The following is a 23,097-nucleotide window of genomic DNA, read 5'->3' as shown; positions in this document are numbered from 1 at the left end:
CGGCTACTCGAACTCCATCGCGGTGAACACGCGGCCGGCATTGCGTGTCGCGAGTTCGTCGAACGTGTGCAGATGCGCATAGGGCGACTGGTCGACGTAATAGCTGTCTTCCAGACCCTTGCCCTCATCCAGCACCTCCCGGATCTTGCCGCGGAGGTAGACGAGGTAGTCATAGGTGTAGCGCCGTACCTGCGCGTAGTTGGTCGGGTGCCCATGGCCGGGGATGACGTAGGTCGCACCAAGTGCCTCGAACAGCGGCCAGGTCTCGACCCAGCCCGCCGTGTCGGTGTGATCGAAGATCGGCAGCAGGCGTTCGTGGAAGGCCATGTCGCCGGCGATCACGATCTTCTGCTTCGGAAGCCACACCTGGGTATCGCCCGGCGAATGTGCAGGACCGAGGTACAGGGCCTCGATCGTGAAGTCGCCCATCTCGATGACATGCCTGTCGCTGAACGTCTCGTCCGGTCCTTTCAGGCAGGTTCCGTCGGCACGCTCCTTGAGCCTGCTCTTCGCCGCCTGAAGGATCTGGGCGCCATATTCCTCGAACTCGGCGGCAGCGTCCTCGTGCGCCAGGATCGGCACGCCCTGTTCGGCCCAGTAGCAGTTGCCAAGCATGGCGTGGCCCTGACCGTTCTCGTCGATCACCTGTTTCACCGGCTGATCGGTGATCTGCCGGATCTCGTCGTGCAGGGCCCTGGCCAGCAGGTAGCTTCCGCCGCCATTGATCACGACGACCCCGTCGCCGGTGACGATGAAGGACAGGTTGTTGTTGTGCCCGCCGTTCTCGTAGGTCGGCGGCGCCGTAGCGCCGATGGCCGACCAGACATGCGGGATCACCTCGACCGGCGGGCTGTAGAGCATCGACTGCGGATACTGGTCCGCGATGTTCTGGTTCGCAGAAGCCGCCGTAGCGAGCATCAGGGCGCCGGCGAGCGTGGCCGTCAGTTTCATGGTTCCCTCCCCTGTTCAGCCGAGCCGAGCAGACTACCCGTCGTCAGATAGCGAATGCCGAGCACCGATCCCGCAACGATCGACGCCATCGCCAGCGGGGCGCCAAGCGACAGCGTCGACATCGCCGAGACGCCCTGGCCGACCGTACAGCCGAGCGCCGCAACACCGCCGAATCCCATCAGGAACGCGCCGACGACATGCCGGCGCATCTCGCGCGCATCGTCATAGGCCTCGAACCGGAAATTCATCCGGGTCGATGTCGTCAGGAAGGCGCCGAAAACGGTGCCGAGTGTCGCGCCGATGCCGAAGGTGATTTCCGCCCCGGTGAAGGTCAGCAGATACATGATCGTCTCGCCCGGCGGCAGCACGTAGGTCAGCGACTCCACACGCTGCGGATCGAAGTCGTCATTGCCGAGAATGCCGGTCGCAGCGAACCCGCCTGCCACGGCCACGCCGACCGCCAGACCGGATGCGACGCCGTATCCGGATTGGCGGAACCGCCGGTCCGACAGGCACCATAGGATCAGCGCCGCACCGATGGCGAGGCCGAGAAAAAGACCGGTTCCTCCCGGTGAGAGGCCGGTCGCGGCGCCGATCACATGACCGAGCCCCTGTCCGCCAGCCCCGCCCAGATCCAGCCGCAAAGGTTCCAGCAGATTGACCCGGGCGAGGGCGGTCAGTCCGCGCGCCGCCATGTAGGCCGAGAGCCCCATGACCAGCACCATCAGCACCGCCCGCATGTCGCCGCTGCCCAGACGCACCAGAATCCCGAATCCGCAGGTTCCGACCATGGCCATGCCCCAGCCGAACAGCAGGCCGCCGGCAATGGCCCCGCCCCAACCCAGCGAGGGGGCCAGATAGAAGCTCTCGCCGATGCGTGCGATATCCGCCGCGAACATCGCCTGAACCGCGATCATGGCAACCGCGACAGCCAGCGCCCAGGTCCGGAGCCGGGCCGTATCGCCGACGAGAAACCAGTCCTCTATGGCGCGATAGGTACAGAAATCCGCGCCGCGGGCCGCCAGCCCGGCGACCGTCCCCAGAGCGAAGCCGCAAAGGGCCATCAGGATGGGAAGTTCGAGCTCCATGACGTTCAGGTCCGGCAGTCAGCCGGATGAAGCACCGTCATTCTCCAGCAGCCGAGGATTGTCCTTCAGATAGCGCTGGAAGGTCTGGTCCTTGTAGACGCCCTCATGCACGTAGCGGAACATCGCCAGATAGGCGGCCGGCTTGAAGTAGCCGGGCATGCGCGCGATCTCGGCGTCACGGCCGTTCATGCCGGCCACGGCGTCCCTGTCCATCGGAAAGAAGACAACGGTCGGCGTAAAATTGATGCGCCACCGGCGGGCGATCTCGCGTTCTTCCATTTCCTCGCCGTCGAAGTCCGTGACGCCGCGGCTGCCATAGATGTCGAGTTGCAGGATGCTGAAATTGGTCTGCAGGTAGTCCGCGACATGCGGCATCTGCAGGTTCACCTCATGCATCTCGCGGCAATAGGGGCAGCCGCGCTGTTCGAAGAAGACGGCGAGATGCTTTCCGCCGTCCGCCGCTTCGGCGAGGTCGTCCCCCAGGTCCAGAAAACTGTCCAGAAACCAGCTCTGGACATGCAGGCCGTTGTCGCCGACCTCGACGGCGGCAGCCGGCAGTGCCGGAACGGCCGACATCGCGGCGGCTCCGGCCACGAAAGCGCGTCTGTTGATCATCGTCTCCCCCTGTGAGCGGCCCGCGTTTTTCCTTTCCGGAAACGCGGGCCGCAATAGTGCGGCGGATATCCGGTCAGCCGAACATGTCCGCCGTAATGCCGTTGTACCATCCGACCGATTCCTCATAGGTCTGCTTGCGCAGATCGGCGCTCTCGCCGGTCTTTGAGATGAAGCTGTCGGTGCTGGCGATCTTCTCGTCCGTGGCTTCATAGTTCGCGCCGACCTTCACGCCGTCATCGGCTTCGATCAGCGACCAGCAGGTGTTGCGGAAGCGGGCCGGGAAGGTCTTCGAACCTGTCAGCGCGCCGCGCACCGTCATGGCGCAGACCTTGGCCTGGCTGTTGGCCGAGAAGCCGGATTTTGGCATGTCGCCGGCGATGGTGGCATCGCCCAGTACCCAGACTGCCGGATCCATCTTCGACTGCATGGTCGCCGGGACGATCGGGCACCATCCGCTCTCGTCGGTGAGGCCCGCAACCTTGGCGATGTTGCCGGCCCGCTGCGGCGGGATGACATTGACCACGTCGCCCTTGAAGGTATCGAAGTCGGTCGTCACGGACATGTCGTCGGCATTGACCGACTTGATGCCGCCATGAACGTCATTGCCGATCCATTCGACCATGCCCGTGTAGTGCTTCTGCCATCCCTCAGAGAAGAGCGCGCCCTTCGAGAACTTGGTCTTCGGATCGATGATCAGGATCTTCGCCGTCGGGTTCTTCTGCTTCAGAACATGCGCCACCATCGACACCCGCTCATATGGCCCGGGCGGGCAGCGGTAGGGGTTCGGCGGCGCCACCATCAGGAAGGTGCCGCCTTCCGGCATCGCGTTGATCATGTTCTTCAGCAGCGTGGTCTGGGTGCCGGCCTTGTAAGCGTGCGGCATCCTGTTGGCGGCCTCCACGGAATAGCCGGGCAGGTCCTTGAACTTGAAGGCGATACCGGGCGAAACCACCAGCGCGTCGTAGGAAAGCACGCCGCCGCTGGAGAGGGTCACGGTCTTCGCGCCGCGGTCGACCCCGGTGGCCACGTCGTGGACGACATTGATGCCGTACTCGCTGGCCAGCTTGTCGTAGGTGTGACCGATCGATGGCAGATCCCGGAAACCGCCGAGATAGAGGTTGGAAAAGAAGCAGGTGTAATACTTGCGGGTCGGCTCGATCAGGGTCACGTCGATCGCGCCTTCCGAGTCCTTGGCGATGTATCGGGCTGCCGTGGCGCCGCCGGCGCCGCCGCCGATCACCACGACCTTCGGCCGCGCCTGCCCGCGGACGAAGCCGACAGGTGCGGCGGCCGTTACCGCAACCGCACCGGCAAGCCTGCCGAATCGACGACGTGATATGGTCATTGTTTCTCTCCCTGTGACATTTCCCTGGCTTCCAGGCGCGCGAAATAGGCGGCAAGCGCCTCGATCTGTTCCTGGTCGAGCGAGCGGGCGACGTTCTGCATCACCTCGTTCTCGCGGCCACCCTGCTTGTAGGAGAGCATCACGGCGACGAAGCTGATCTCGTCCCAGCCGATGATGGAAGGAATGCCGTCCGCTGCGCCGCTCTTCTGATGGCAGGCGACGCATTCACCGGAGAGGTATTCGCCATAGGCGGGATCGCCCGCCAGACTGTGGTGTGTCATCGCCGATGAAATCGCCGCCGCCGTCAACCCGAGGCGCAATTGCGAACGCAACCCTGTACCCTCCCGAGAAATTCATTATTTTGAATATTTCTATGTGAATTCCACACATTGTCAATGGGGAATAGGGCCTCGTGAAACGATGACCCTGCCGGGTCAATCCGGCCGGTTGCGGCGTCATGGCGCCGGCTATCGTCGGCGGCGCGGGATATTCTCCGGGGGCATTGTCAATGCGGTTCCGGCTGATACCCTGACCGCAACGCCCTCACTTCATCCTCGCAGGCATGACAGCGAAATTTGCGATGCAAGACCGCCCGGCGGACGGTCCCCGCCGGACCCTGCCGAACGACAGGCCGCCCGGGAATCCGCTTCCGCCGCCCTTCGGTCCGTGCAGGAGCACCCGATGAACGACACCGCCACGGCCGCCCCAGTGGACAGGCGGCTCAATTGGCGCTGGCTCGAATTCGCGGCGATCTACTTCCTTGCGCCCCTGCTCATGGCAGCATTCGTCGCCACCGGCACGATCTCGGCCAGCAATGCGCCCAACGCATTCGCAGCCCTCTTCGTCATCGCGATCGTCCTGACGGCCCTGACGCCCGGCTTCTCGCTCAGGCGCATGCTGCTCAGCAATCCGGTCGCGGACTGGAAGGCCATGCTCCTGTTCTTCGCGCTGACAGCCGCCGTCACAATCGGCCTGACCTGGTGGCTGGTGCCTGGGCGACTGTTCTCGATGCCGCGCTATTCGCCGGATCTGTGGCAGCGCATCATGCTCTACTACCCGCTCCTCTCGGTGCTGCCCCAGGGCATCATCTACCGGACGCTCTTCTTCGAGCGCTATCGCGTGCTGTTCCCCAGCAACGCCGCGGCCATCGCCGTGAATGCGCTGGCTTTCGGCCTGGCGCACCTCTTCTTCCTGAACTGGGTCGCAGTCGCGCTCACCGTCGCCGGCGGCGCGGCCTTCGGATGGGCCTACCTGGAACGCCGGTCATTCTGGTTCGCCAACGTGCTGCATGCCTTCGCCGGCTGGTCGATCTTCACCACCGGCCTTGGCACCTACTTCTACCACGGCGCGATCCGAAGCCCGTTCTAGGGCACCGGCGCATCGGAGATGACCCCGAGGCTGGCTTCTCCGACCGCCTCGGCCCCTCAGTTGCCGGCGACCCGGCGGGTCTGGCCGCGCCAGTGGGGTTCGCGGAGGTCCTTTCGCTTCACCTTGCCGACGGGCGAGCGGGGCAGCGGATCGGTCTGCATCTCGATCCTTGCCGGCCGCTTGTAGGAGCCCAGCCGGTCGGCGCAGAGCTGGATCAGTTCCTCCTCCGTCACCGGCGTCTTTCCGTCGGTGACGCAGATGCCCATCGGGCTCTCGCCCCATCGTTCGCTCGGAATGCCGAAGACAGCCGCCTCGATCACCGCGGGGTGGGAGGCCAGGACGTTCTCGATCTCGGCGGGATAGATGTTGAAGCCGCCGGAGACGATCATGTCGCCGGCACGGTCCAGCATGTAGACATAGCCGTTCTCGTCGATGCGCCCGATATCGCCTGTCCGGACCCAGCCGTCGATCATCCGTTCGGCCGTCCCTGCCGGATCGTTCCAGAAACCGGTCATCTGCCCGTCGCAGCGCGCGACCAGTTCGCCGGCCTCACCGGGCGGCACCTCGTGGCCGTCCTCGTCGCAGACCTTGAGATCGGCGAAAGGCAGGGGCATGCCGCAGGCCTGCAGCGGGTTCGAACCCTCGACCTTCGCGAACCACTGGTCCGGACCCATGACGGTGATCGGCACCGCCTCCGTCTGGCCGTAGACCTGCCAGAGTCGATGCCCGAAGATGTCGTGCGCCTTCAGCGCGGTCGTCTCCGTGATCGGCGCCGCCCCGATCTGCATGCATTTCAGCTTCGGAAACTTTCGACCCTCGACGCCGGGGTGATGGACCAGCAGGTTCACCATGGTCGGGACGGCGAACATGATGCTGATCCCCTCCTGCTCCATGATGTCGAGCGTATCGCCTGGATCGAAGTGGTCGAGCAGCACATTGCAGCCGCCGCTCAGCCAGACGGGCACGAAGGAATAGCCCGAAGCGTGGCTGATGGGGCCGATGTGCAGGCACTTGTCGCCGGGCATGATCGGCGGGAAGAGGTAATGCCAGTCGCGGCCGGCAGACAGCCAGGCCTTGTGGGTGTAGGCGACACCCTTTGGCAGGCCGGTCGTGCCGCCGGTATGGCGGATGATGAACAGGTCATCGGCATCCGCCTCGATGCCCGGATCGCTGTCGTCCTGTCCGGCGAGCCAGTCCTCGTAGCCGTCATCGCGGATCAGCACGTGCTCCAGCGACGGCACCTCGTCCTCCAGCCCGGCGGCCTCCGCCGCATGGTTGCCGGAAACCACGAGCACGCGGCAGTCGGTATGCGAGAGCATGTGCACATGGGCTTCCCGGGCATTGCGCGGATAGAGCGGCACACGCACGAGGTTCGCCGCCGCCGCGCCGAGAAACATGTCGGACGCCCCGATCGAGTTGTCCTCCAGAACGCCGACACGGTCGCCGGGTTTCAGGCCCAGCGCCAGCAACGCGTTCGCCATTCTGAGACCGCGATTCCAGGCCTCGCCGAAGGTCAGCCGCCGGTCGCCCCAGACCACCGCCTCATGATCGGAATAGTAGCGCGCCGAACGCGCCATCAGGCCGCGTATGTCCATCCAAGTGTCCTCCCCTGACAACCCGGTATGCAGATGCAGCCGGCATGCTAGCCCGGAACGACCGGAGGATGCACGCCGACCCGGCGGTTGGCGGCCCTGTCGAATTCGCGGCGCTCATTGCCAACACATCCGAACGTCCGGCTGGCTGAGGGAAATTCACCGCCGGCCGGCCTGCGCTTCAGAAGTTCAACGCGGTTCCGGGGCGTGCCCAGTCGCAGGAGACCAGTCGGCCGGTCGCAGACAGGGTGATGAATGCTGTCCTGAGGTCACCACCGCCGAAGCAGATGTTGGTGGTCATCGGATCGGGCAGCGGGAGGTGCTCGACCGAAGTCCCGTCCGGGCTGACGACCGTGATCCCGCCGTTGATCAGGGTGGCCACGCAGACATTCCCGTTCGCCTCGACGGCGAGCGAGTCGTAGCGCTGATACCCCGCAGGCGCCGCCAGCACTTCGCCGCCGCCATGCGCAGGCCAGGGGTCCATCCGGAGTTCGCCCGGCGCGGTCACATCCCACGCGAGCACGCGGGCGGGCTCGGTCTCGGCCACGTAGAGGCGCGTTCCGTCCGGTGAGAGACCGATACCGTTCGGCGTGATCAGCGGATGGACGACTTCACGGATCTCGCTGCCGTCCGCCTTCGCATAGTAGACGCCGCCGAGATCGATCCGGCGCGGATGCCGCTTGCCGAGATCGGTGAACCAGAACCCGCCATGGGCATCGAAGACGATGTCGTTGGGTCCCTGCAGCGGGTGCCCGTCGCAGGCCTCGTAGAGAACCTCGACCTCGCCGGTCTGCAGATCCACTCTCTCGATCCAGCCGTTCGTGTAGTCGGCGGGGGCGCCGGTCGGGCGCAGATATTCCCCGTCACGGCCCTCATGTCCCCAGGTGAAGCCGCCATTGTTGCAGATGTAGCATTTCCCGTCGGGACCGATGGCCGCGCCATTGGGTCCGCCGCCGGTTTCGGCGATGACGTCGATGCGGCCATCCGGGGCGACCCGGCTCAAGGTGCCGCGCTGGATTTCGACCAGGATGACGCTGCCATCCGGCATCCAGATGGGTCCTTCCGGAAACTGCAGACCCGACGTGATCTCGACGAATTCGATCATGCCCCTCCCCCTTCTTGTTCGTTCCGACGCCAGCATTGTTACACCAACGCATCCCCGGCGCACTTCGGACAGGATTGCATGGGCCTCCGCCACTCGGACGTTCGGCTTGGCGCAGTTGAAATGCCGGAACGGATTGGCTATCCGGCCAGCCTGACGGGCGCTTCGATGCCGATCGGGAGTACTATCGCTTTCAGATGAACAAGCTGAGCGACGCGAGAATCTTCTTTTCCTACGCCCGCCGCGACAAGGCGCGGGCGGAAGGTATCTATGAGGCCCTGGAAGCAGCCGGCCTGACGGTCTACCGCGATACCGAGGAGATCCTGCCGGCTGAAGACTGGCGCGGACGCCTCAAGGGGCTGATCACCGGGGCCGACGGCATCGTCTTCGTGATGTCCCCCAACTCGGTCCGGTCGACCGTGTGTTCGTGGGAGATCGAGACCGCGGTCGAGCAGAACAAGCGGATCATCCCTCTGGTCATCGAAGACGTGGACAACGCCCTCGTTCCGCCAGAAATCGAGAAGCTGAACTACATCTTCGCCACGCCCGACAGGGACTTCGATGCAGCGATCCTGCTCGTCCGGGATGCCTGCACGACGGATATCGACTGGGTCCGGAACCATACGAAGTTCGGCGAGCGAGCCGACGAATGGCATCGGACAGGCAAGTCGTCGCGGACCCGGATACTGCGCGGTGACGAACTGAGCGAGGCCGAGACATGGCTCTCGGTTCAGCCCGACACCGCGCCGCCGCCGACCGCCCGCCACCGGGAGTGGATCGGAGTCAGCCGCGCCGCAGCGAACCGGCGGCAGCGGAACTGGCTTGTCGGCGCGATCACGGTTGCCGCGATCTCCATCGGCCTCGGCATCTTCGCCGAGTTCAACAGGCAGATCGCCGCCGAACAACGCGACCGGGCCGAGACCATCCTGGACCGGGGCAGCCAGACGGCCAACGATCTGGTGTTCGACCTCGCGCAGAGATTCCGGGACCGGGAAGGCATTCCCCAGGAGCTGGTCAGAGACATCCTCGAGCGATCTCGCGGACTTGTGGACCAGCTGGCGCTGGAGGGCGAGCACAGGCCGGACCTGCTGCGAAGCCGGGCGGCCGCCCTGACGGAAATGTCAGTGACGCTGGCGCGACAGGGAGACCTCCAGGCCGCCCTGTCTGCTGCCAGCGATGCCGCCGCCGGATTCGCCGCGTTGTTGGCGGCGGAGCCTGAAGAAGAACAATGGCGGAAGGACAGGGCCGCAAGCCTGGACCGGCTCGGCGATATCCTGTTGTCCCTGGACCAGAGATCGGAAGCCGGTACCGTCTTCGCCGAAAGCCTCGCCCTGAACAGGGAACTGGTCGCGGGCCGCCCCGGCGACCCGGCATCCGGCCTCAATCTCGCCGTGGCTTTCGAGAAAGTCGGAACGCTCGCCCTGCTGCGCGACGACATCGATGCGGCGCTGACCAATTACGGCCAGGCACTTGCGTTGCGCGAAACCCACGAGCCGGACGGCCGGGGCATCGCCGTCGTGCTCGAAAAGATCGGCCAGGCCCAACTGGCCCGGGATGACATCGAGGCGGCGGAAGACGCCTACATGCGCAGCCTGTCGATCACCCGGACCCTTTCGGCGCTGGATCCCTCGAACACCAGCCTGTCGCGGGACCTGTCCGTGATAAACCAGAAGATCGGTGAACTTCGGCTCATACAGAACGACCCGGAAGGCGCGCTCTCCTTCTTCAAGGCAGATGCAGAGATCGCCAGACGGCTCTACCGATCCGATCCAGGTCGCGTCGAGTGGGCCGAAGACCTCGTGGTCAGCGAGGACAGGCTGGGCCAGGCCTACTGGCGTGTGGGAGCGTATTCGGATGCCGAGGCCCGCTTCTCCGGCGCCTTCGAGGTGGCGCGTGCAATAGCCCACGCCGAAACAGGCCGCACGGTCCAGCTCGATGCCGCGTCGCGTGCTGCCCAAAAGCTGTCGCTGGCGCGGTTCAGCACCGGCGATACCGGCGGCGCGCTCGAGACCGCGGAGATGAACGCGGCAGATCTTCGCCGGTCCGGCGAACTGACCGGAAACCTGGCCGCCGCCCTCAACAACGTCGCCTGGTACGGGCTTTTCTCGGGCGATACGGAGCGGGCTCTGGCGGCGGCGGAAGAAGCCATCGGTCTCCAACCCGATAACGAAGCCTACGCCCTGAATCGCGCCCACGCGCTGATGCTGTCGGGACGGACCGAAGACGCAAGGGCAGCCTACCTTGAGCATCAGGGCGCCGTTGTCGGGGGCCAGCCCTGGGCTCTGCTGGTCTCGGACGATTTCGGCGTCCTGCGGGAACATGGCATCGAACGCAGCCTCATGAGCGAGATCGAGGACCGGTTCGCATCGAACTAGAGCGGTTTCTTCCTGGTCGAGGGGTGACATCCGGCGACCGCCATGACATCCCCCTCAATGAAACCGAACCCGACCGAGACATCGAACACAGATACCGGAGCAATGCCAATGTCGGCCCTTCCTTCCAGAGCGTCATTCCTAGTGGCGATGGCGAGCCTGCTCTCGTTCCTGCAGCCCGCCAGCGCGGATCAGCACGACGTGATGGAAGGGTGGCTGTGGGGTGTGCTCTGGAATTACATGGAGGGTGGCCCCTCCTCGCCGCCGCATCCGACCTATCCGGTGCTTCTGACGGACGTCGATTCGCAGTACCAGCTCGGCCTCATGGAGGAGAACTACGGCCCCCACAGGGACGAGCCGGCTCTTCCGAACAAGTGCTTCTACTACGGCGACGGCGGAAACCTGCTGTCGGTGTCCGACACGTTTCTGGAGGTCTACGAGTCCCGCGGGTTCTCGAAGTCGACCATGTGCATGGGGCTTGTGAGCGGTATCCGCTTCAATCCGGAGAACGGTCAACGGCTGGCGACCGTGATCATGGTCGATCTGAAGGAGGTCGAATCCCCGAACTACTTCGGCGAACCGGGCCCCATCACCGAGGAGATTCCGGTCGAGCTGCCCGACTGCTTCCGCCGCGGCCTGCCACTTGTCGACTGCCGCTTCGACTTTCACCCCATCACGGGAGCGCCGATGGAGCCCGCCGATACCGATCGCATTGCAGCTGCCGGCGAAAGGGCTCTGGCGGCCGGCCGCGCGCTGGTCGCGGCCGGGAAATACAGCCGCCCCTGCACGGAACAGGACACCTCCCGCCCCGCCGAAGACGAGAGCTGCTACTCCACCGGCAGCGAAGGCGTCAGGGACTATCTGACCTGGGAATACCGCGTGAACATGCTGCACCCCGAAATGGTCCCGTTGGGCGGCTTCTACCGGTTCGGTCCGGCATTCGAGGAGGGCTTCGCCTACGCCATCATGGCCGACGGCGCCGCCGGGCCATCCGCATCGATGGAGAGCGTGGACCTCGCCCTCAGCGGCAAGAACCGCGCGACGCGCGCCAGCCTCAACGCGCTGGTTGTCGCGGCGAAGGGCCAATAGGACAGTCCTCAGCCGCATGGCTCTTGCCGTCTTCGAGACAGGGCAGGAAGGTGGAGAAATACGGCAGGTCGTCGAGTCCGGCGCCTGAACCGAAACAGGGAGATACCGATATGGGAACCACCGGCAAACAACTGTTCACCACCCTCGAGGCAGATGGAACGCTGACGGTCGCGATCGAGGATGTGACCTTTCCTGATCCCACGGGCAACAAGGTGCTGGTGAAAATGGAGGCGGCGCCGATCAACCCGTCGGATCTCGCGATCCTTACCGGCGCCGCCGATCTCGAGAACGCCGAATATTCGCCGGGCAAGTATGTCGCCAACATGCCTGAGCCGTTCAACACGGGCTCGAAGGCGCGCCATGGCCAGAAGCTGCCCGCCGGCAATGAAGGCGCCGGCACGGTCGTCGCCACCGGCGACAGCGACATGGCGAAGGCGCTGATGGGCCAGCGCGTCGCCTGCGTGCCGGGCAACGCCTACAGCCAGTACTGCATCGCCGATGCGGCCATGTGCCTGCCGCTTGGCGATCACACAGCGGAAGACGGCGCCAGCGCCTTCGTCAACCCGATGACCGCGCTCGGGTTTGTCGAGAACGCGAAGATGGACGGGCAGAAGGCGATCATTCACACGGCGGCCGCCTCCAACCTTGGCCAGATGCTGATCAGGATCTGTGAAGAAGACGGGATCGATCTCGTCAACATCGTCCGCAAGGCGGAGCATGTCGACATGCTCAAGGGGCTTGGCGCGACGCATGTCGTCAACTCGTCGGACGATGACTTCAAGGCACAGCTTCGGAACGCCATCGATGCGACCGGCGCATTCTACGGTTTCGATCCGATCGGCGGCGGGCAGACCGTCGACACTGTCTTCAAGGCGATGGAGCAGGTCGCGGTTTCGAGGATGAGCGAGTATTCGCGCTACGGCTCGAACCAGGCCAAGCGCATGTTCATCTATGGCAGGCTGGATCTCGGGCCGACGATCCTTACACCCAGCTACGGCTTCGGCTGGACCCTGTCCGGCTGGCTGCTCACCCCGTTTCTCGCCAACGCCGGCCGGGAGACGATCACGCGGATGCGCCAGAGGGTCCTCGGCAGCCTCACCACGACCTTCGCCAGCAGCTACAAGAAGCGGGTCAATCTCGAGCAGATGCTGACGAAGGAAGCCGTCACCGACTATCGCCAGGTGAAGACGGGCGAGAAGTACCTCGTCACGCCGTGGTCCTGACCCGAAGCCGTCCGGCGTCAGGCCGCCACAACTGCGAGCATGGCTGCCAAGCGGCCTGACATCTTCCAACGCGCTCTCAGGCCACGCATCATCCCGGACAAGTGCGCCGGAGAGCGCGACACGCCTTTGGGCAAGGGGAGGACCACGTGGCGTCCGGTACGCATACGCCGCCGCGGCTGTTCTACGGCTGGATCGTCGTGGCCGCCGCATTCGTCGGGACATTCTTTGCCTTCGGCATCGCCTATTCCTTCGGGCCGTTCTTCCCCGCCATCGAGACTGAGTTTCAGGCCAGCCGCTCCGACGTCGCACTGGTATCCGCGATTGCCGGCGCCCTGCTGTTCGCGCTGGGTGCGGTCAGCGGCCCGCTGGCCGACCGCCTCGGCCCCGCCGCCCTCGCCGCCACGGGCATGGCGCTGGTCGCAGCCGGTCTCGCCGGCGCGGCGAAGGCGACGGCGCTCTGGCATGTCTATCTGGCCTATGGGCTGGGGGTCGGCGTCGGCACCGGCTTCATCTACATCCCCGTCATCAGTGCGGTGCAGCGCTGGTTCGTGCTTCGGCGCGGCCTGGCGTCGGGTCTCGCGGTCATGGGGATCGGCGCCGGCGCGCTGGTCACCCCGCCGGCGGCCAACTGGCTGATCGAGCATCACGGGTGGCGCGACGCGATGACATTGCTCGCCGTCGTGGTTGCGGTGGTCGGCGGACTTGCCATGCTGGCGCTCCGCCACTCGCCGGAGAAGCGCGGCCTCTACCCTGACGGCGGGCCGCCGCCGGACGCCAGTGCGCCCCCCGGTCCGGCAGCGACCCTTCGAGAGGCCCTGCGGACGCGTGACTTCTGGCTGCTCGGCGCGGCCGGTCTGTTCATCTCCTTCTCCCTGTTCGTGCCGATGGTGCACATGGTCCCCTATGTGCTGGACCACGGCATGGACGAGGCCATCGGGGCCTGGCTGCTGAGCCTGATCGGCGTGTCCAGCCTTGCCGGGCGCTTCCTGTTCGGGGTCGTCGCCGACCGCCTCGGGCGTCTCAGGACACTGATCGGCGTCTATCTGGCTCTCGCCGTGATGATGGCCTTCTGGTACGTCGCCCGCGACGCCTGGACGCTGACGTTCTTCGCCATCATCTTCGGGACGCTCTATGGCGGCTTCGCGCCACTGATGCCGGCGATCATCGCCGACGTCTTCGGCGTCCGGCATCTCGGCTCGATCCTGGGCGTGAACTATTCGGGCGCCGGGCTGGGCGTGCTCACCGGCCCGACGCTCGCCGGCTTCCTGTTCGACCTGACCGGCAGCTACGCGCTGGCGATCGTCGCTGCTGTCGTCGGCCTTCTCGCCGGCGCCGCCTGCCTGCTGGCGGTCCGCCCTCGACAACCGGGCTGAACTACTTCGGCCCGGCTTCTGTGGCGGCAAACCATCGTTCGGAATCGCCGAAACAGATTAGATTGGGGCTGACCCGCTCCCCTGGCCTTGTCCCAAATTGCGCCTCACACCGTGGGCACGGTACCGCCATCGATGACATATTCGGTGCCCGTTATGCTGCCCGCGCGGTCGGAAGCGAGAAAGGCGACAAGGTTCGCGACCTCCTCGGGCTTCGACGGACGCCCGATCGGGATCCCGCCCAGCGAGTCCATGATCATTCGCTTCCCCTCTTCGACGTCCACGCCGTGTTCCGATGCGAGGCGGGTCGCCAGTTCGACGGAGGACTCGGTCTCGATCCAGCCCGGAGACACACGCACGACGCGCACACCTTTCGACGATACCTGTTTCGACAGGCTCTTGCTGTATGTGGAGAGAGCAGCCTTGGCCGCGGCGTAGGCGGTTGTCGCCTCGGGCAGCGGCAATTCACGCTGGATGGATGTCACATGAATCACGACGCCGGAGCCCCTCGCCTCCATGCCGGGGACCAGCACGCGATCGAGGCGGACCGCCGGCATGAGATTCAGGTCAAGCTCCGACTTCCACTCGCTGTCGCCGAGCGCCGTGTAACCGCCGGCCGGCGCCGAGGAGCCGCCGAGCATGTGGACGACGACATCCACCCCGCCAAGCCGATCCAGTACTGCCGCTGCCACCGCGGCACAGCCTTCCGGCTCTGCGAGGTCAGCCGCCACAAAATGAGCCTCCGGCAACTCCGGCGGCCTGGTCCGCGCTGTCGTCAGAACTTCCGCCCCGAGTTCCCTGAACAACGCGACGGTTGCCCGTCCGGCACCACGTGTGCCCGATGTGATGAGAGTCCGCTTTCCCGCCAGGGTCACGAAGGGGGTCATGGCGCGATCTCCAGTTCGGCGATCCTGTCTTCGCGGAGGACGAAGAAGTAGCGCAGGTCCACCGGGCTTCCGGGAAAATCGCCGACCAGGTGACCGGTCACGACGGTGCGCTCCTCGTCCCGTGTCAGCGCAAACGGCTCGACAGTGTAGGTGTATTGCGTGGACGCATTCTCCATCCACGACCGGATCGCATCGCGGCCCGTGTAGGTGTTGCCTTCATCGACAACGACGGCATTCTGCGTGAAACATTCCGCTATCGCATGCGCGTTGCCCTTCTTGTCAGCCGAGAAATAGGCGGCGATGGCGGTTGGCAGCTCGATACTCATGATCCGTCTCCTTTTCCTTGTTCGGGGTTTCCGCGGCAGCTGCCGATGTTGGCGCTCGCATTCCAGGGTCCGGACGGGATCAACGCCTTCGACACGTTGGCCGGGACGGCGACGATCTGCTCCGCACTGATGAATGGCCGAGATTGCGGCGTTCCTTCGATCCACTGCTTTGGCGACATGGATCTGGGGCTTTGACATCGTGTGGATAAGCAGGATTATTCTGCATGTTGAATTTCGGATTTCGGGACAATGTCGACTTACAAGCTGACCGATTTCGATGCGGTCATCGCGATCTCCCGCAGAGGTTCGTTCCGCGCCGCAGCGCCGGATGTCGGGATGTCGACAAGCGCACTCAGCAACGCGATTTCGCGGCTAGAGGAGCAGCTGGGCGTCAGACTCTTCAACCGCACGACGCGCAGCGTCTCACTGACCGAAGCCGGGCAGCGCTTCATCGATCAGGTCAGTCCGGCACTCAAGGACATTCACCTGGCGCTCGACACCGTACGCTCGCAACAGGATACACCGTCCGGCACCTTGCGAATCAACACCTTCGCCACAGCCGGAAGAGAAATCCTGTCGCCGCTCGTCCTCGAGTTTCTGCGGCGGTTTCCCGAGGTTCGGATCGACCTCGTGACCGAGGGAAACCTCGTGGACATCGTGGCTGACGGTTTCGATTTCGGGGTGCGCAGCAAGAGCCTCGTGCCTGCCGACATGATCGCCATCCCGCTCGGGCCGGATCGGCGATATGCCGTGGTCGCCTCTCCGGCCTATTTCGATACCCGCGAACCGCCGCGCCTGCCCTCCGACCTGCTGACACATGCTTGCGTCCGGACGCGCTTGCCGAACGGCGCCATGTTTCGCTGGCAGTTCGAGGCAGACGGGCAACCGGTTCAGGTCGATGTAGACGGGCCGATCACGCTGGACGAAGCCAGTCTGGCACGGCTGGCTGTGCTCGATTCCGTGGGTATCGGCTTCTTCATGGAGTCCGATGTCCTCGATGACATCGCGGCGGGACGGCTCCTGCGCGTTCTCGACGAATGGACGCCCCCGCTCTCGCCCCTGTGCCTCTACTATCCGAGCCGGCGCAATCCGCCGGCTGCCTTCAGGGCCTTCGTTGAACTGGCGCGCGAACTGGCCCGTTCATCGCGAAACCGATGATGGTCGCCTGGACCTCAAACAGCACCGCGATACAGAGCCAACGGACCGGCGACATATAACAGTTTGATATCAAGGGCCTTTAACAACCGCTCCGGTCGGTCATTCTAGTCTGACAATACCCAAATGGCGGCCTGTCAGTTGGAACGAAGCCTTCTCGATTCCGGCCGATCCACGCAGCTTTGCCCACCCGCCCATCCGCCATAGGATGGACATCATGGGCTATGTCACCTCTCTCTTCGCGCGGAAGATGGTTGCCGCGGCTGGCGACACCATCGACGGCACGGCACTTTTGCGCGGAGCGGGCATCGACCCCGAAGGCGCCTGGGACCCGAAGGTGATGATCCCGGATCGTGCCTATTACGACATGCTCGAAGAAATGGCGGCTGAGTTCGATGTCACCGATCTGCCGCTTAGAGTGGGCGCGTCCATGCGCCTTGACGAATACGGCGCACTCGGCCTCGCCTTCAAGGCGGCCACGACGTTGGGCGCGTCCTACGCGCGCGTCGAGCGCTACGCCCGCCTCTGGACCAGTGTCGTCGAGTACGAACTGCGCCCCGACGCGCGCGGCACGCTGTTCATCCTGCATCGCCAAGGCGAGCGTCGTTTGGGCATGCGGTTGTCGAACGAGGCGACGCTCGCGAGCGCCATCTCGATCGCCCGGCAAGTCTGCCCGACGCCGGTGTTGCCGCTCGAGGTCCTGATTGCGCATCCTGCCCCAAGATCTCTCGCCGCCCACGAGGAGTGGTTCTGCGGTCCGGTCCGGTTCGGGGCGGACCTCGACGCCATCCTGTTCTCGCCCGAGACGCTGGCGCAGCCAAACATTCTCGGGGATGCGGGCATTTCCGGATACCTCGCGACCCATCTCGAACGCGAACTCTCGGAGATCGCCGACGAGGCCCCACTGGTTACCCGGACGAAGGATGCCATCGCGCAGGCGCTCAGCGAGGGTGCACCGAAAATGGCGGAGATCGCGCGTGATCTCGGGCTCAGTGCGCGGTCGTTCCACCGAAGGCTCTCGGAGCACGGGATGAGCTTTCAGACCCTGACCGAAGAGACACGCCGCGACCTGGCCGAGGGGCTCCTGTGCGACGAGCGGCACTCGCTGGCCGAGATCGCATTTCTGACCGGGTTCGCCGAGCAAAGCTCCTTCACTCGCGCGTTCAAACGCTGGGTCGGCATGACACCGGCAAGCTACCGCAAGGCGCACGCGCAGCGCTGACCGCGTCTGGCGGCAACGGTCAAAATGCTGGCAATCCCGGTCAATACCGTGCCTACGACGGTCGCCTATCCCTTGGTCGTCAACTCGAACAAGGGAGATACCCATGCAACCGAATCCCATCCTCGTCATCGGCGCCACCGGCAAGACCGGTTCACGCGTTGCCGCAAAGCTGGAAGCCCGGGGCCTTCCCGTCCGCCGCGGTTCGCGCAGCTCGGCCACGCCCTTCGACTGGGAAGCGCCCGAAACCTGGGCCCCCGCGCTGACCGGTGCCCGGGCGGCCTATGTCACCTACTTCCCCGATCTTGCGTTTCCCGGCGCGGTCGAAAAGCTCGAATCCCTCGCCGAGACAGCGAAAGACGTCGGCGTCGAGCATCTCGTCCTGCTGTCGGGCCGGGGGGAGTACCACGCCCGGCTTGGCGAAGAAGTCGTCCGCAACTCCGGTGTGGACTTCACCATCGTCCGCGCCGCGTGGTTCGCGCAGAACTTCTCCGAGGGTTACCTGCGCGATCCGGTTCTGGCCGGCGTACTGCCGATGCCCGGCGGCGATATCGCGGAGCCCATCATCGATATCGACGACATCGCCGACGTGGCGGTGGCGGCACTGACGGAAGAGGGTCACAAGGGCCGGCTCTATGAAGTGACGGGGCCTCGGCTGATGACCTTCGCCGAAATGGCCGAGGTGATGAGCGAGTCCATCGGGCGGAGGATCCTGCATGTTCCCATCAGCTTCGAGGACTTCCACGCGAACGTCGCGGCTGCGGGTGGCGACTTCGTGGCCGATGTCTTCACTGCGATAGCGCGCGAGACGCTGGACGGCCGCAACGCCCACACGACCGATGGCGTCATGCAGGCCCTCGGCCGCCCGCCCCGCGATTTTGCCGAGTTCGCCCGGTCAGCGGCCAGGGCGGACACGTGGCCGGCCGCTGCCTGACCCTGGGCGCCTGCCCAACCAGGAGAAAACCCAATGACACCTGTCCAGAAAATCGCACTCGGCGTCGCCGGTTTCACTTCACTCGGCATCGGCGGCTTCATCCTCGCAGCGCCACATGCCTTCTACGCAAGCTACGGGATCGCTCTGGGGCAAGACCCCGGCCTGCTGAGCGAATTGCGCGCGCCCGGCGCGGGTCTTGCCGCCTTCGGAGCTGTGATGCTGGCCGGGATCGTCAGGCCGGCGCTGCGGCAGAGCGCGGTCGTGGCTGCGCTGACCGTATTCCTCGCGTTTCCGGCGGGTCGCCTGGTCGGCCTTGCAATCGACGGCATCCCGTCGAGCAGCATCGTGGGCGCGCTGGTCCTCGAACTCGCCATCGCCGCGCTGTGCCTGTTCGCATTCCGGCGGGGCGCTGGGCCCGTCGTCTCCGGCCTCGCCGCGCGATGACCGCAATCCGATGCGGCGGGAGGGCAAGGACTCCCGCCGCATCCGTTGCAATCGAAGGAGTCAACCAATGTCAGCTGTCATCGTGATCCTGATTCATATCTCGATCCTGGCCTATGCGCTGGTCGCGGGGGTGTTCCTCGCGTTCTCGGACTTCATCATGCGGTCGCTCGCCCGCACCGGGGGCGTCGGCGGCGTGGAGGCCATGCAGGTCATCAATCGCGAGGTCTTCCGCTGGGTCTTCATGGCTCTGTTCCTCGGCATGGCCGCCGTATCGGTCCTGATCGCGGGCTACGCCTGGATCGGGGTTTCCGGCCCGGCGGGCACGCTGATCGGGTTCGCCGCGCTGATCTACCTCATCGGCTGCTTCGGTGTGACGGTTGTCTTCAACGTGCCGTTGAATGAGGCGCTGGCCGGCATGGACCTGACCTCGGAAGCGACGCGGAATTACTGGAGCCGGACCTACGTCCCGCGCTGGACCTTCTGGAACTCGGTGCGGACCGGCGCGGCGACGCTTGCCGCCGCACTGCTCCTTCTCGGGCTGCTATGGATGACGCACGGTCAGGCGCAACCGGCCTGAAGTCTGACAGTGACGCCTTACCCGCTGCCGCCGCCGTTCATGACCTCCGGCAGTTCGCGGCGCAGAAAGGCGGCCAGGGCATCGACCTGCGGCGGGTTGCCCCTGCGCTCGTGCATCAGAAGGCTGATCTCCGGCAGTCCGGCGATCCATTCCGGCAGGAGGCGCGTCAACCGACCTGCGGCGAGATCCTCGGCGCAGACATAGGCCGGCAGGGCCACCACACCGAGCCCGGCTGCGGCCGCCTGTTTCAGGGCGACCATGTCATCGCTGCGCATTCGCGCCGCAAAGGGAACCGAGGCGCTGCTGCCGCCGGGCCCCTGCAACGACCAGGAGTCGCCCCCGGGCCGCCAGCCATGCGCAAGTCCGGGCTGGCCCTCGAGTTCGGTCGGTGAAGCTGCAGTACCGATCTGTTGCGCAATGCCGGGCGAACCGAACAGGTGCCACGGGACTTCGGTCAGGCGCCGCTGGATCAGCCCCGAGTCGGGCAGCAGACTGAGATGCCCCCGAACGGCCAGGTCGATGCCCTCACTGATCAGGTCGGCATAGTCGTTGGAGGCCTGAAGTCGCAGGACGACGCGCGGGTTCTCGGCCAAAAAACGTGGCAGGATCGGGCTGAGTGCGAACTGCGCGACACCGACCGAACAGGACAGTGTGACGGTGCCTTCCAATACGTCCCGATCCCTGCGCACCGCAGCTTCGGCAGCCATCATGCATTCCATCGCCGCCTTGGCGTGACCATAGTAGGCCTCGCCCGCCTCCGTCAGCGACATGCGTCTTGAATCCCGGTTCAGGAGCCGCGTGCCCAGGGACTCCTCGAGGCTCTTCACCTGCCGGCTGATCCTCGATTTGGGAATACCCAGCGCCCGCGCCGCTGCCGAGAACCCCTGTTTCTCAACCACATTCACCAGATAGCGGGCCTGATTGAGATCCATGATCCGGACATCTCCCTCGCAGTTATCGTTCCAAATACAGAACGATATGTTCCAGTTTCAACATATTTCACCCGTATCGTTCTGATCTTAGCTTCAAATTCAGCAATGGAGGCGAAAATGACCGTTCAGAACATCATTCCAACCCACAAGTCCCACGCCACGATCAACGCGTTCCAGCAAGGGGAGAAGATGACCAGAGGCGATGGCTTCGAAGCTCTCAGCTTCATCCATCGTCAGCTTGACGGATTGATGGACCCGCTGATCATGGTCGATCACTTCACCATGACCGAACCCACCTTCGGCCCACATGCCCATGCGGGAATCTCGGCGGTGAGCGTGCTGTTCGAAGACAGCACGGGCACCTTCCGCAATCGGGACTCGCTGGGCAACGACATCGAACTCGCCCCTGGCGATCTCTACTGGCTGAATGCCGCCCGCGGCGCGATCCATGACGAGGCGCCCACGCCCGGTTCGCGGACCCACGCCCTGCAGATGTTCGTCAACCTGCCGGCAGCAAGGAAGCTGGAGGCACCCGGTGCGCGACATGTACCCGCCACGGAGATGCCGGTGATCGAAGGCCCGGAACATCGGGTGCGGGTGATGACCGGCAATAGCAATGGCGTTGTCGGCGCCGCCCCGCCTGCCCTGCCCCTCACGATCCTCGATATCACCCTGCAGCCGGACGGCAGTTTCGCCCATCGTCCCGACTCCGGCGACGCTGTCTGGCTGCACGCGATCCAGGGCGACATCGAGGTTGAACTGGACGGAATCCGCCACCGGCTCAGCGGCAACGCAGCGCTTGCGGCCCATGGCGTCGAGGAGGTCCGCCTGCTGAGCGGTGAAGGCGGTCAGGCCGTGCTCCTGAGTGGCACCCCGTTGCGCGAACCTTTCGTGCAGAAGGGCCCCTTCGCGATGAGTGACGCCGACCAGCTGGCGGCGGTGATCGACGCCCACGAGGCTGGCAAACTCGGCGCTATCGACTGAGCTGCTGACCTCGATTCACCCGCGAGGCCTTGTCCGTTTTCGTAGACGGCAAACAGATCACCGTCCGCCACTCATGAATCGACTGTAGGCCGGCCCGGTGATGGTACGATCACCGAACAGCAAAAGGAATCGTGGGATCATTGGGATGAAGAAGGAGCCGAAAACAACAGCCCCAACAGAGGCGCAACTGACGAGAACCGGAGGAACTTCGAAGCCCCAGGTTCTCTGGCCCCGTTATCACGGCTGCTGGTTTCTTAAGACTAGTTGGTCGGGGAGAGAGGATTTGAACCTCCGGCCCCCGCCTCCCGAAGACGGTGCTCTACCAGGCTGAGCTACTCCCCGACCGGTGCCTGCGCGCCCAGGGCGCGCCGGGAGGCGAGCGGCTGTATAGCGGCTGCCTTCCAACCCCGCAAGGCCTCAATAGGCGCGTTCGATGGTGAATTGCACGGCGTCGTTCAGCGCCGTCTTCAACTCGCTGTCGGGGAAGAGTTCCAGCGCGTCCCGCGCCTTGGCGCCGTAGTGGCGCGCGCGTTCGATCGTGTCGTCGATCGCGGTGTGGCGGCCCATCAGTTCCTGGGCCACTTCCAGGTCCCCGTCGCGCTGGTCCAGATCCTCCAGGCAGCGGCGCCAGAAGCGGCGTTCGTCCTCGCTGCCGCGCCGGAAGGCCAGCACCACCGGCAGGGTGATCTTGCCTTCCTTGAAGTCGTCGCCGACCGACTTGCCGAGCTGGGCGTTGCGCGAGGAATAGTCCAGCGCGTCATCCACCAGCTGGAAGGCGATGCCGAGGTTGCGGCCATAGGCGTCCAGCGCCTCGACCTGCGGCTTCGGCGCCTCGGCGACGACGCCGCCGACCCGGCAGGCCGCAGCAAACAGGGCTGCGGTCTTGGACGAGATCACGTCCAGATAGGCGTCCTCTGTGGTCTCCGTGTCGTTGGTGGTGATCAACTGCATCACCTCGCCCTCGGCAATGATCGCCGATGCGCGGGAGAGAATCGCCAGAACCTCCAGCGATCCGTCGGCGACCATCAGTTCGAAGGCGCGGCTGAACAGGAAGTCGCCCACGAGCACGCTGGCCTGATTGCCGAAGACGGCGTTGGCGGTGGCGTTGCCGCGGCGGAGGTCGCTCTCGTCGACCACGTCGTCATGCAGCAGCGTCGCCGTGTGGATGAATTCGACACAGGCCGCGAGATGGATGTGGCGTTCGCCCTCATAGCCGCACAGATCTGCCGCGGCGAGGGTCAGCATCGGCCGGAGCCGCTTGCCGCCGGCGGCGATGATATGGCTGGCGAGTTGCGGAATCAGGACGACGTCGGATTGCATCTTGTCCAGGATGACCGCGTTGACCCGGTCCATGCCGTCATCGACACGCCGGCGCAGGATCTCGAGCCCGTTCGGCTTCTCCGGCTCTCCCCCCTTCAGGGAAACGACATTGCTCAAGTCCGCTGCTCCTGCACGTTCCGCCGCATCATCGTCGGCCATCTGACCATAATTACGGCAGTGATACGGTCAAGCGGACCGGCGCGG

At 65.0% G+C, this 23,097-nt stretch carries 23 protein-coding genes and 1 tRNA gene; 12 read left to right on the top strand and 12 right to left on the bottom strand.

Annotation, left to right across the window (positions count from 1 at the left end; translation table 11 throughout):
* Nucleotides 1-3 precede the first annotated feature (3 nt).
* The 5 genes from ACMVY4_RS12735 to ACMVY4_RS12715 all read right to left on the bottom strand — a co-directional run bounded on the left by ACMVY4_RS12735 (nt 4) and on the right by ACMVY4_RS12715 (nt 4,280).
* Complete coding sequence (locus tag ACMVY4_RS12735; RefSeq protein ID WP_416896400.1) at nt 4-951, bottom strand: MBL fold metallo-hydrolase; 948 nt, start codon at nt 949-951, stop codon at nt 4-6.
* Nucleotides 948-2,039, bottom strand: a complete 1,092-nt coding sequence (locus tag ACMVY4_RS12730) for a YeeE/YedE family protein (protein WP_416896399.1) — start codon at nt 2,037-2,039, stop codon at nt 948-950. Before ACMVY4_RS12730 ends, ACMVY4_RS12735 begins: the two co-directional genes overlap by 4 nt.
* Before the next feature lie 18 nt (nt 2,040-2,057).
* Nucleotides 2,058-2,654: a thioredoxin family protein gene (locus ACMVY4_RS12725; protein ID WP_416896398.1), complete on the bottom strand. Its 597-nt coding sequence runs from the start codon at nt 2,652-2,654 to the stop codon at nt 2,058-2,060.
* 73 nt (nt 2,655-2,727) lie between these two features.
* Nucleotides 2,728-3,999: an FCSD flavin-binding domain-containing protein gene (locus ACMVY4_RS12720; protein ID WP_416896397.1), complete on the bottom strand. Its 1,272-nt coding sequence runs from the start codon at nt 3,997-3,999 to the stop codon at nt 2,728-2,730.
* Nucleotides 3,996-4,280 (bottom strand): c-type cytochrome, encoded by a 285-nt coding sequence (locus tag ACMVY4_RS12715; RefSeq protein WP_416896396.1) that lies wholly within the window; start codon nt 4,278-4,280, stop codon nt 3,996-3,998. The genes ACMVY4_RS12720 and ACMVY4_RS12715 overlap by 4 nt, the downstream gene beginning before the upstream one ends.
* A gap of 400 nt (nt 4,281-4,680) precedes the next feature.
* Between ACMVY4_RS12715 and ACMVY4_RS12710 the strand changes: the two genes are divergently transcribed.
* A complete protein-coding gene (locus tag ACMVY4_RS12710; protein WP_416896395.1) occupies nt 4,681-5,367 on the top strand; it encodes a type II CAAX prenyl endopeptidase Rce1 family protein in 687 nt (228 codons plus the stop codon).
* Nucleotides 5,368-5,423: 56 nt separating this feature from the next.
* Here the strand turns inward: ACMVY4_RS12710 and ACMVY4_RS12705 are convergent, their stop codons facing one another.
* Both ACMVY4_RS12705 and ACMVY4_RS12700 read right to left on the bottom strand, forming a co-directional pair.
* Entirely contained in the window at nt 5,424-6,962 is a 1,539-nt protein-coding gene (locus ACMVY4_RS12705) for a class I adenylate-forming enzyme family protein (protein WP_416896394.1), read from the bottom strand.
* A gap of 178 nt (nt 6,963-7,140) precedes the next feature.
* Nucleotides 7,141-8,064, bottom strand: coding sequence for an SMP-30/gluconolactonase/LRE family protein (locus ACMVY4_RS12700; protein ID WP_416896393.1), 924 nt, complete (start codon nt 8,062-8,064; stop codon nt 7,141-7,143).
* A gap of 194 nt (nt 8,065-8,258) precedes the next feature.
* Here ACMVY4_RS12700 and ACMVY4_RS12695 point away from each other — a divergent pair, with 194 nt between their 5' ends.
* From ACMVY4_RS12695 to ACMVY4_RS12680, 4 genes are all read left to right on the top strand, one after another.
* Nucleotides 8,259-10,436 (top strand): TIR domain-containing protein, encoded by a 2,178-nt coding sequence (locus tag ACMVY4_RS12695; RefSeq protein ID WP_416896392.1) that lies wholly within the window; start codon nt 8,259-8,261, stop codon nt 10,434-10,436.
* Between the two features lie 108 nt (nt 10,437-10,544).
* Complete coding sequence (locus ACMVY4_RS12690; RefSeq protein WP_416896391.1) at nt 10,545-11,522, top strand: hypothetical protein; 978 nt, start codon at nt 10,545-10,547, stop codon at nt 11,520-11,522.
* A gap of 110 nt (nt 11,523-11,632) precedes the next feature.
* Entirely contained in the window at nt 11,633-12,745 is a 1,113-nt protein-coding gene (locus ACMVY4_RS12685) for a zinc-binding dehydrogenase (RefSeq protein ID WP_416896390.1), read from the top strand.
* 146 nt (nt 12,746-12,891) lie between these two features.
* Nucleotides 12,892-14,118 (top strand): MFS transporter, encoded by a 1,227-nt coding sequence (locus ACMVY4_RS12680; RefSeq protein ID WP_416896389.1) that lies wholly within the window; start codon nt 12,892-12,894, stop codon nt 14,116-14,118.
* A gap of 104 nt (nt 14,119-14,222) precedes the next feature.
* On the opposite strand, the gene ACMVY4_RS12675 is transcribed toward ACMVY4_RS12680, so the two are convergent.
* Both ACMVY4_RS12675 and ACMVY4_RS12670 read right to left on the bottom strand, forming a co-directional pair.
* Nucleotides 14,223-15,002 (bottom strand): SDR family oxidoreductase, encoded by a 780-nt coding sequence (locus tag ACMVY4_RS12675; protein ID WP_416896388.1) that lies wholly within the window; start codon nt 15,000-15,002, stop codon nt 14,223-14,225.
* On the bottom strand, nt 14,999-15,328 hold the full coding sequence (locus ACMVY4_RS12670) for a nuclear transport factor 2 family protein (protein ID WP_416896387.1): 330 nt from the start codon (nt 15,326-15,328) through the stop codon (nt 14,999-15,001). Before ACMVY4_RS12670 ends, ACMVY4_RS12675 begins: the two co-directional genes overlap by 4 nt.
* 45 nt (nt 15,329-15,373) lie before the next feature.
* Here ACMVY4_RS12670 and ACMVY4_RS12665 point away from each other — a divergent pair, with 45 nt between their 5' ends.
* The 6 genes from ACMVY4_RS12665 (at nt 15,374) to ACMVY4_RS12640 (ending at nt 19,657) form a co-directional block, all read left to right on the top strand.
* Nucleotides 15,374-15,523: a hypothetical protein gene (locus tag ACMVY4_RS12665; protein WP_416896386.1), complete on the top strand. Its 150-nt coding sequence runs from the start codon at nt 15,374-15,376 to the stop codon at nt 15,521-15,523.
* A gap of 54 nt (nt 15,524-15,577) precedes the next feature.
* Complete coding sequence (locus ACMVY4_RS12660) at nt 15,578-16,486, top strand: LysR family transcriptional regulator (RefSeq protein ID WP_416896385.1); 909 nt, start codon at nt 15,578-15,580, stop codon at nt 16,484-16,486.
* Nucleotides 16,487-16,700: 214 nt separating this feature from the next.
* Complete coding sequence (locus ACMVY4_RS12655) at nt 16,701-17,705, top strand: AraC family transcriptional regulator (RefSeq protein ID WP_416896384.1); 1,005 nt, start codon at nt 16,701-16,703, stop codon at nt 17,703-17,705.
* 103 nt (nt 17,706-17,808) lie between these two features.
* Nucleotides 17,809-18,636, top strand: a complete 828-nt coding sequence (locus ACMVY4_RS12650; RefSeq protein ID WP_416896383.1) for an NAD(P)H-binding protein — start codon at nt 17,809-17,811, stop codon at nt 18,634-18,636.
* 33 nt (nt 18,637-18,669) lie between these two features.
* Nucleotides 18,670-19,080 carry a DUF4345 domain-containing protein gene (locus ACMVY4_RS12645; protein WP_416896382.1) on the top strand — a complete coding sequence of 137 codons (411 nt, stop codon included), beginning with the start codon at nt 18,670-18,672 and terminating at the stop codon, nt 19,078-19,080.
* A 67-nt stretch (nt 19,081-19,147) separates the two neighbouring features.
* Nucleotides 19,148-19,657 carry a DUF1772 domain-containing protein gene (locus ACMVY4_RS12640; protein WP_416896381.1) on the top strand — a complete coding sequence of 170 codons (510 nt, stop codon included), beginning with the start codon at nt 19,148-19,150 and terminating at the stop codon, nt 19,655-19,657.
* 17 nt (nt 19,658-19,674) lie between these two features.
* Here ACMVY4_RS12640 and ACMVY4_RS12635 read toward each other — a convergent pair whose 3' ends face one another.
* Nucleotides 19,675-20,589 carry a LysR substrate-binding domain-containing protein gene (locus ACMVY4_RS12635; protein ID WP_416896380.1) on the bottom strand — a complete coding sequence of 305 codons (915 nt, stop codon included), beginning with the start codon at nt 20,587-20,589 and terminating at the stop codon, nt 19,675-19,677.
* Between the two features lie 117 nt (nt 20,590-20,706).
* Between ACMVY4_RS12635 and ACMVY4_RS12630 the strand changes: the two genes are divergently transcribed.
* Nucleotides 20,707-21,573 carry a pirin family protein gene (locus tag ACMVY4_RS12630; protein WP_416896379.1) on the top strand — a complete coding sequence of 289 codons (867 nt, stop codon included), beginning with the start codon at nt 20,707-20,709 and terminating at the stop codon, nt 21,571-21,573.
* Between the two features lie 265 nt (nt 21,574-21,838).
* Here ACMVY4_RS12630 and ACMVY4_RS12625 read toward each other — a convergent pair.
* Nucleotides 21,839-21,915: transfer RNA gene (locus tag ACMVY4_RS12625), tRNA-Pro, on the bottom strand.
* A 75-nt stretch (nt 21,916-21,990) separates the two neighbouring features.
* Nucleotides 21,991-23,010: a polyprenyl synthetase family protein gene (locus ACMVY4_RS12620; protein WP_416896378.1), complete on the bottom strand. Its 1,020-nt coding sequence runs from the start codon at nt 23,008-23,010 to the stop codon at nt 21,991-21,993.
* Between the last annotated feature and the right edge of the window lie 87 nt (nt 23,011-23,097).

Source organism: Minwuia sp., assembly GCF_048007105.1.
GTDB lineage: Bacteria > Pseudomonadota > Alphaproteobacteria > Minwuiales > Minwuiaceae > Minwuia.
This window is presented reverse-complemented; position numbering and strand designations above follow the sequence as displayed.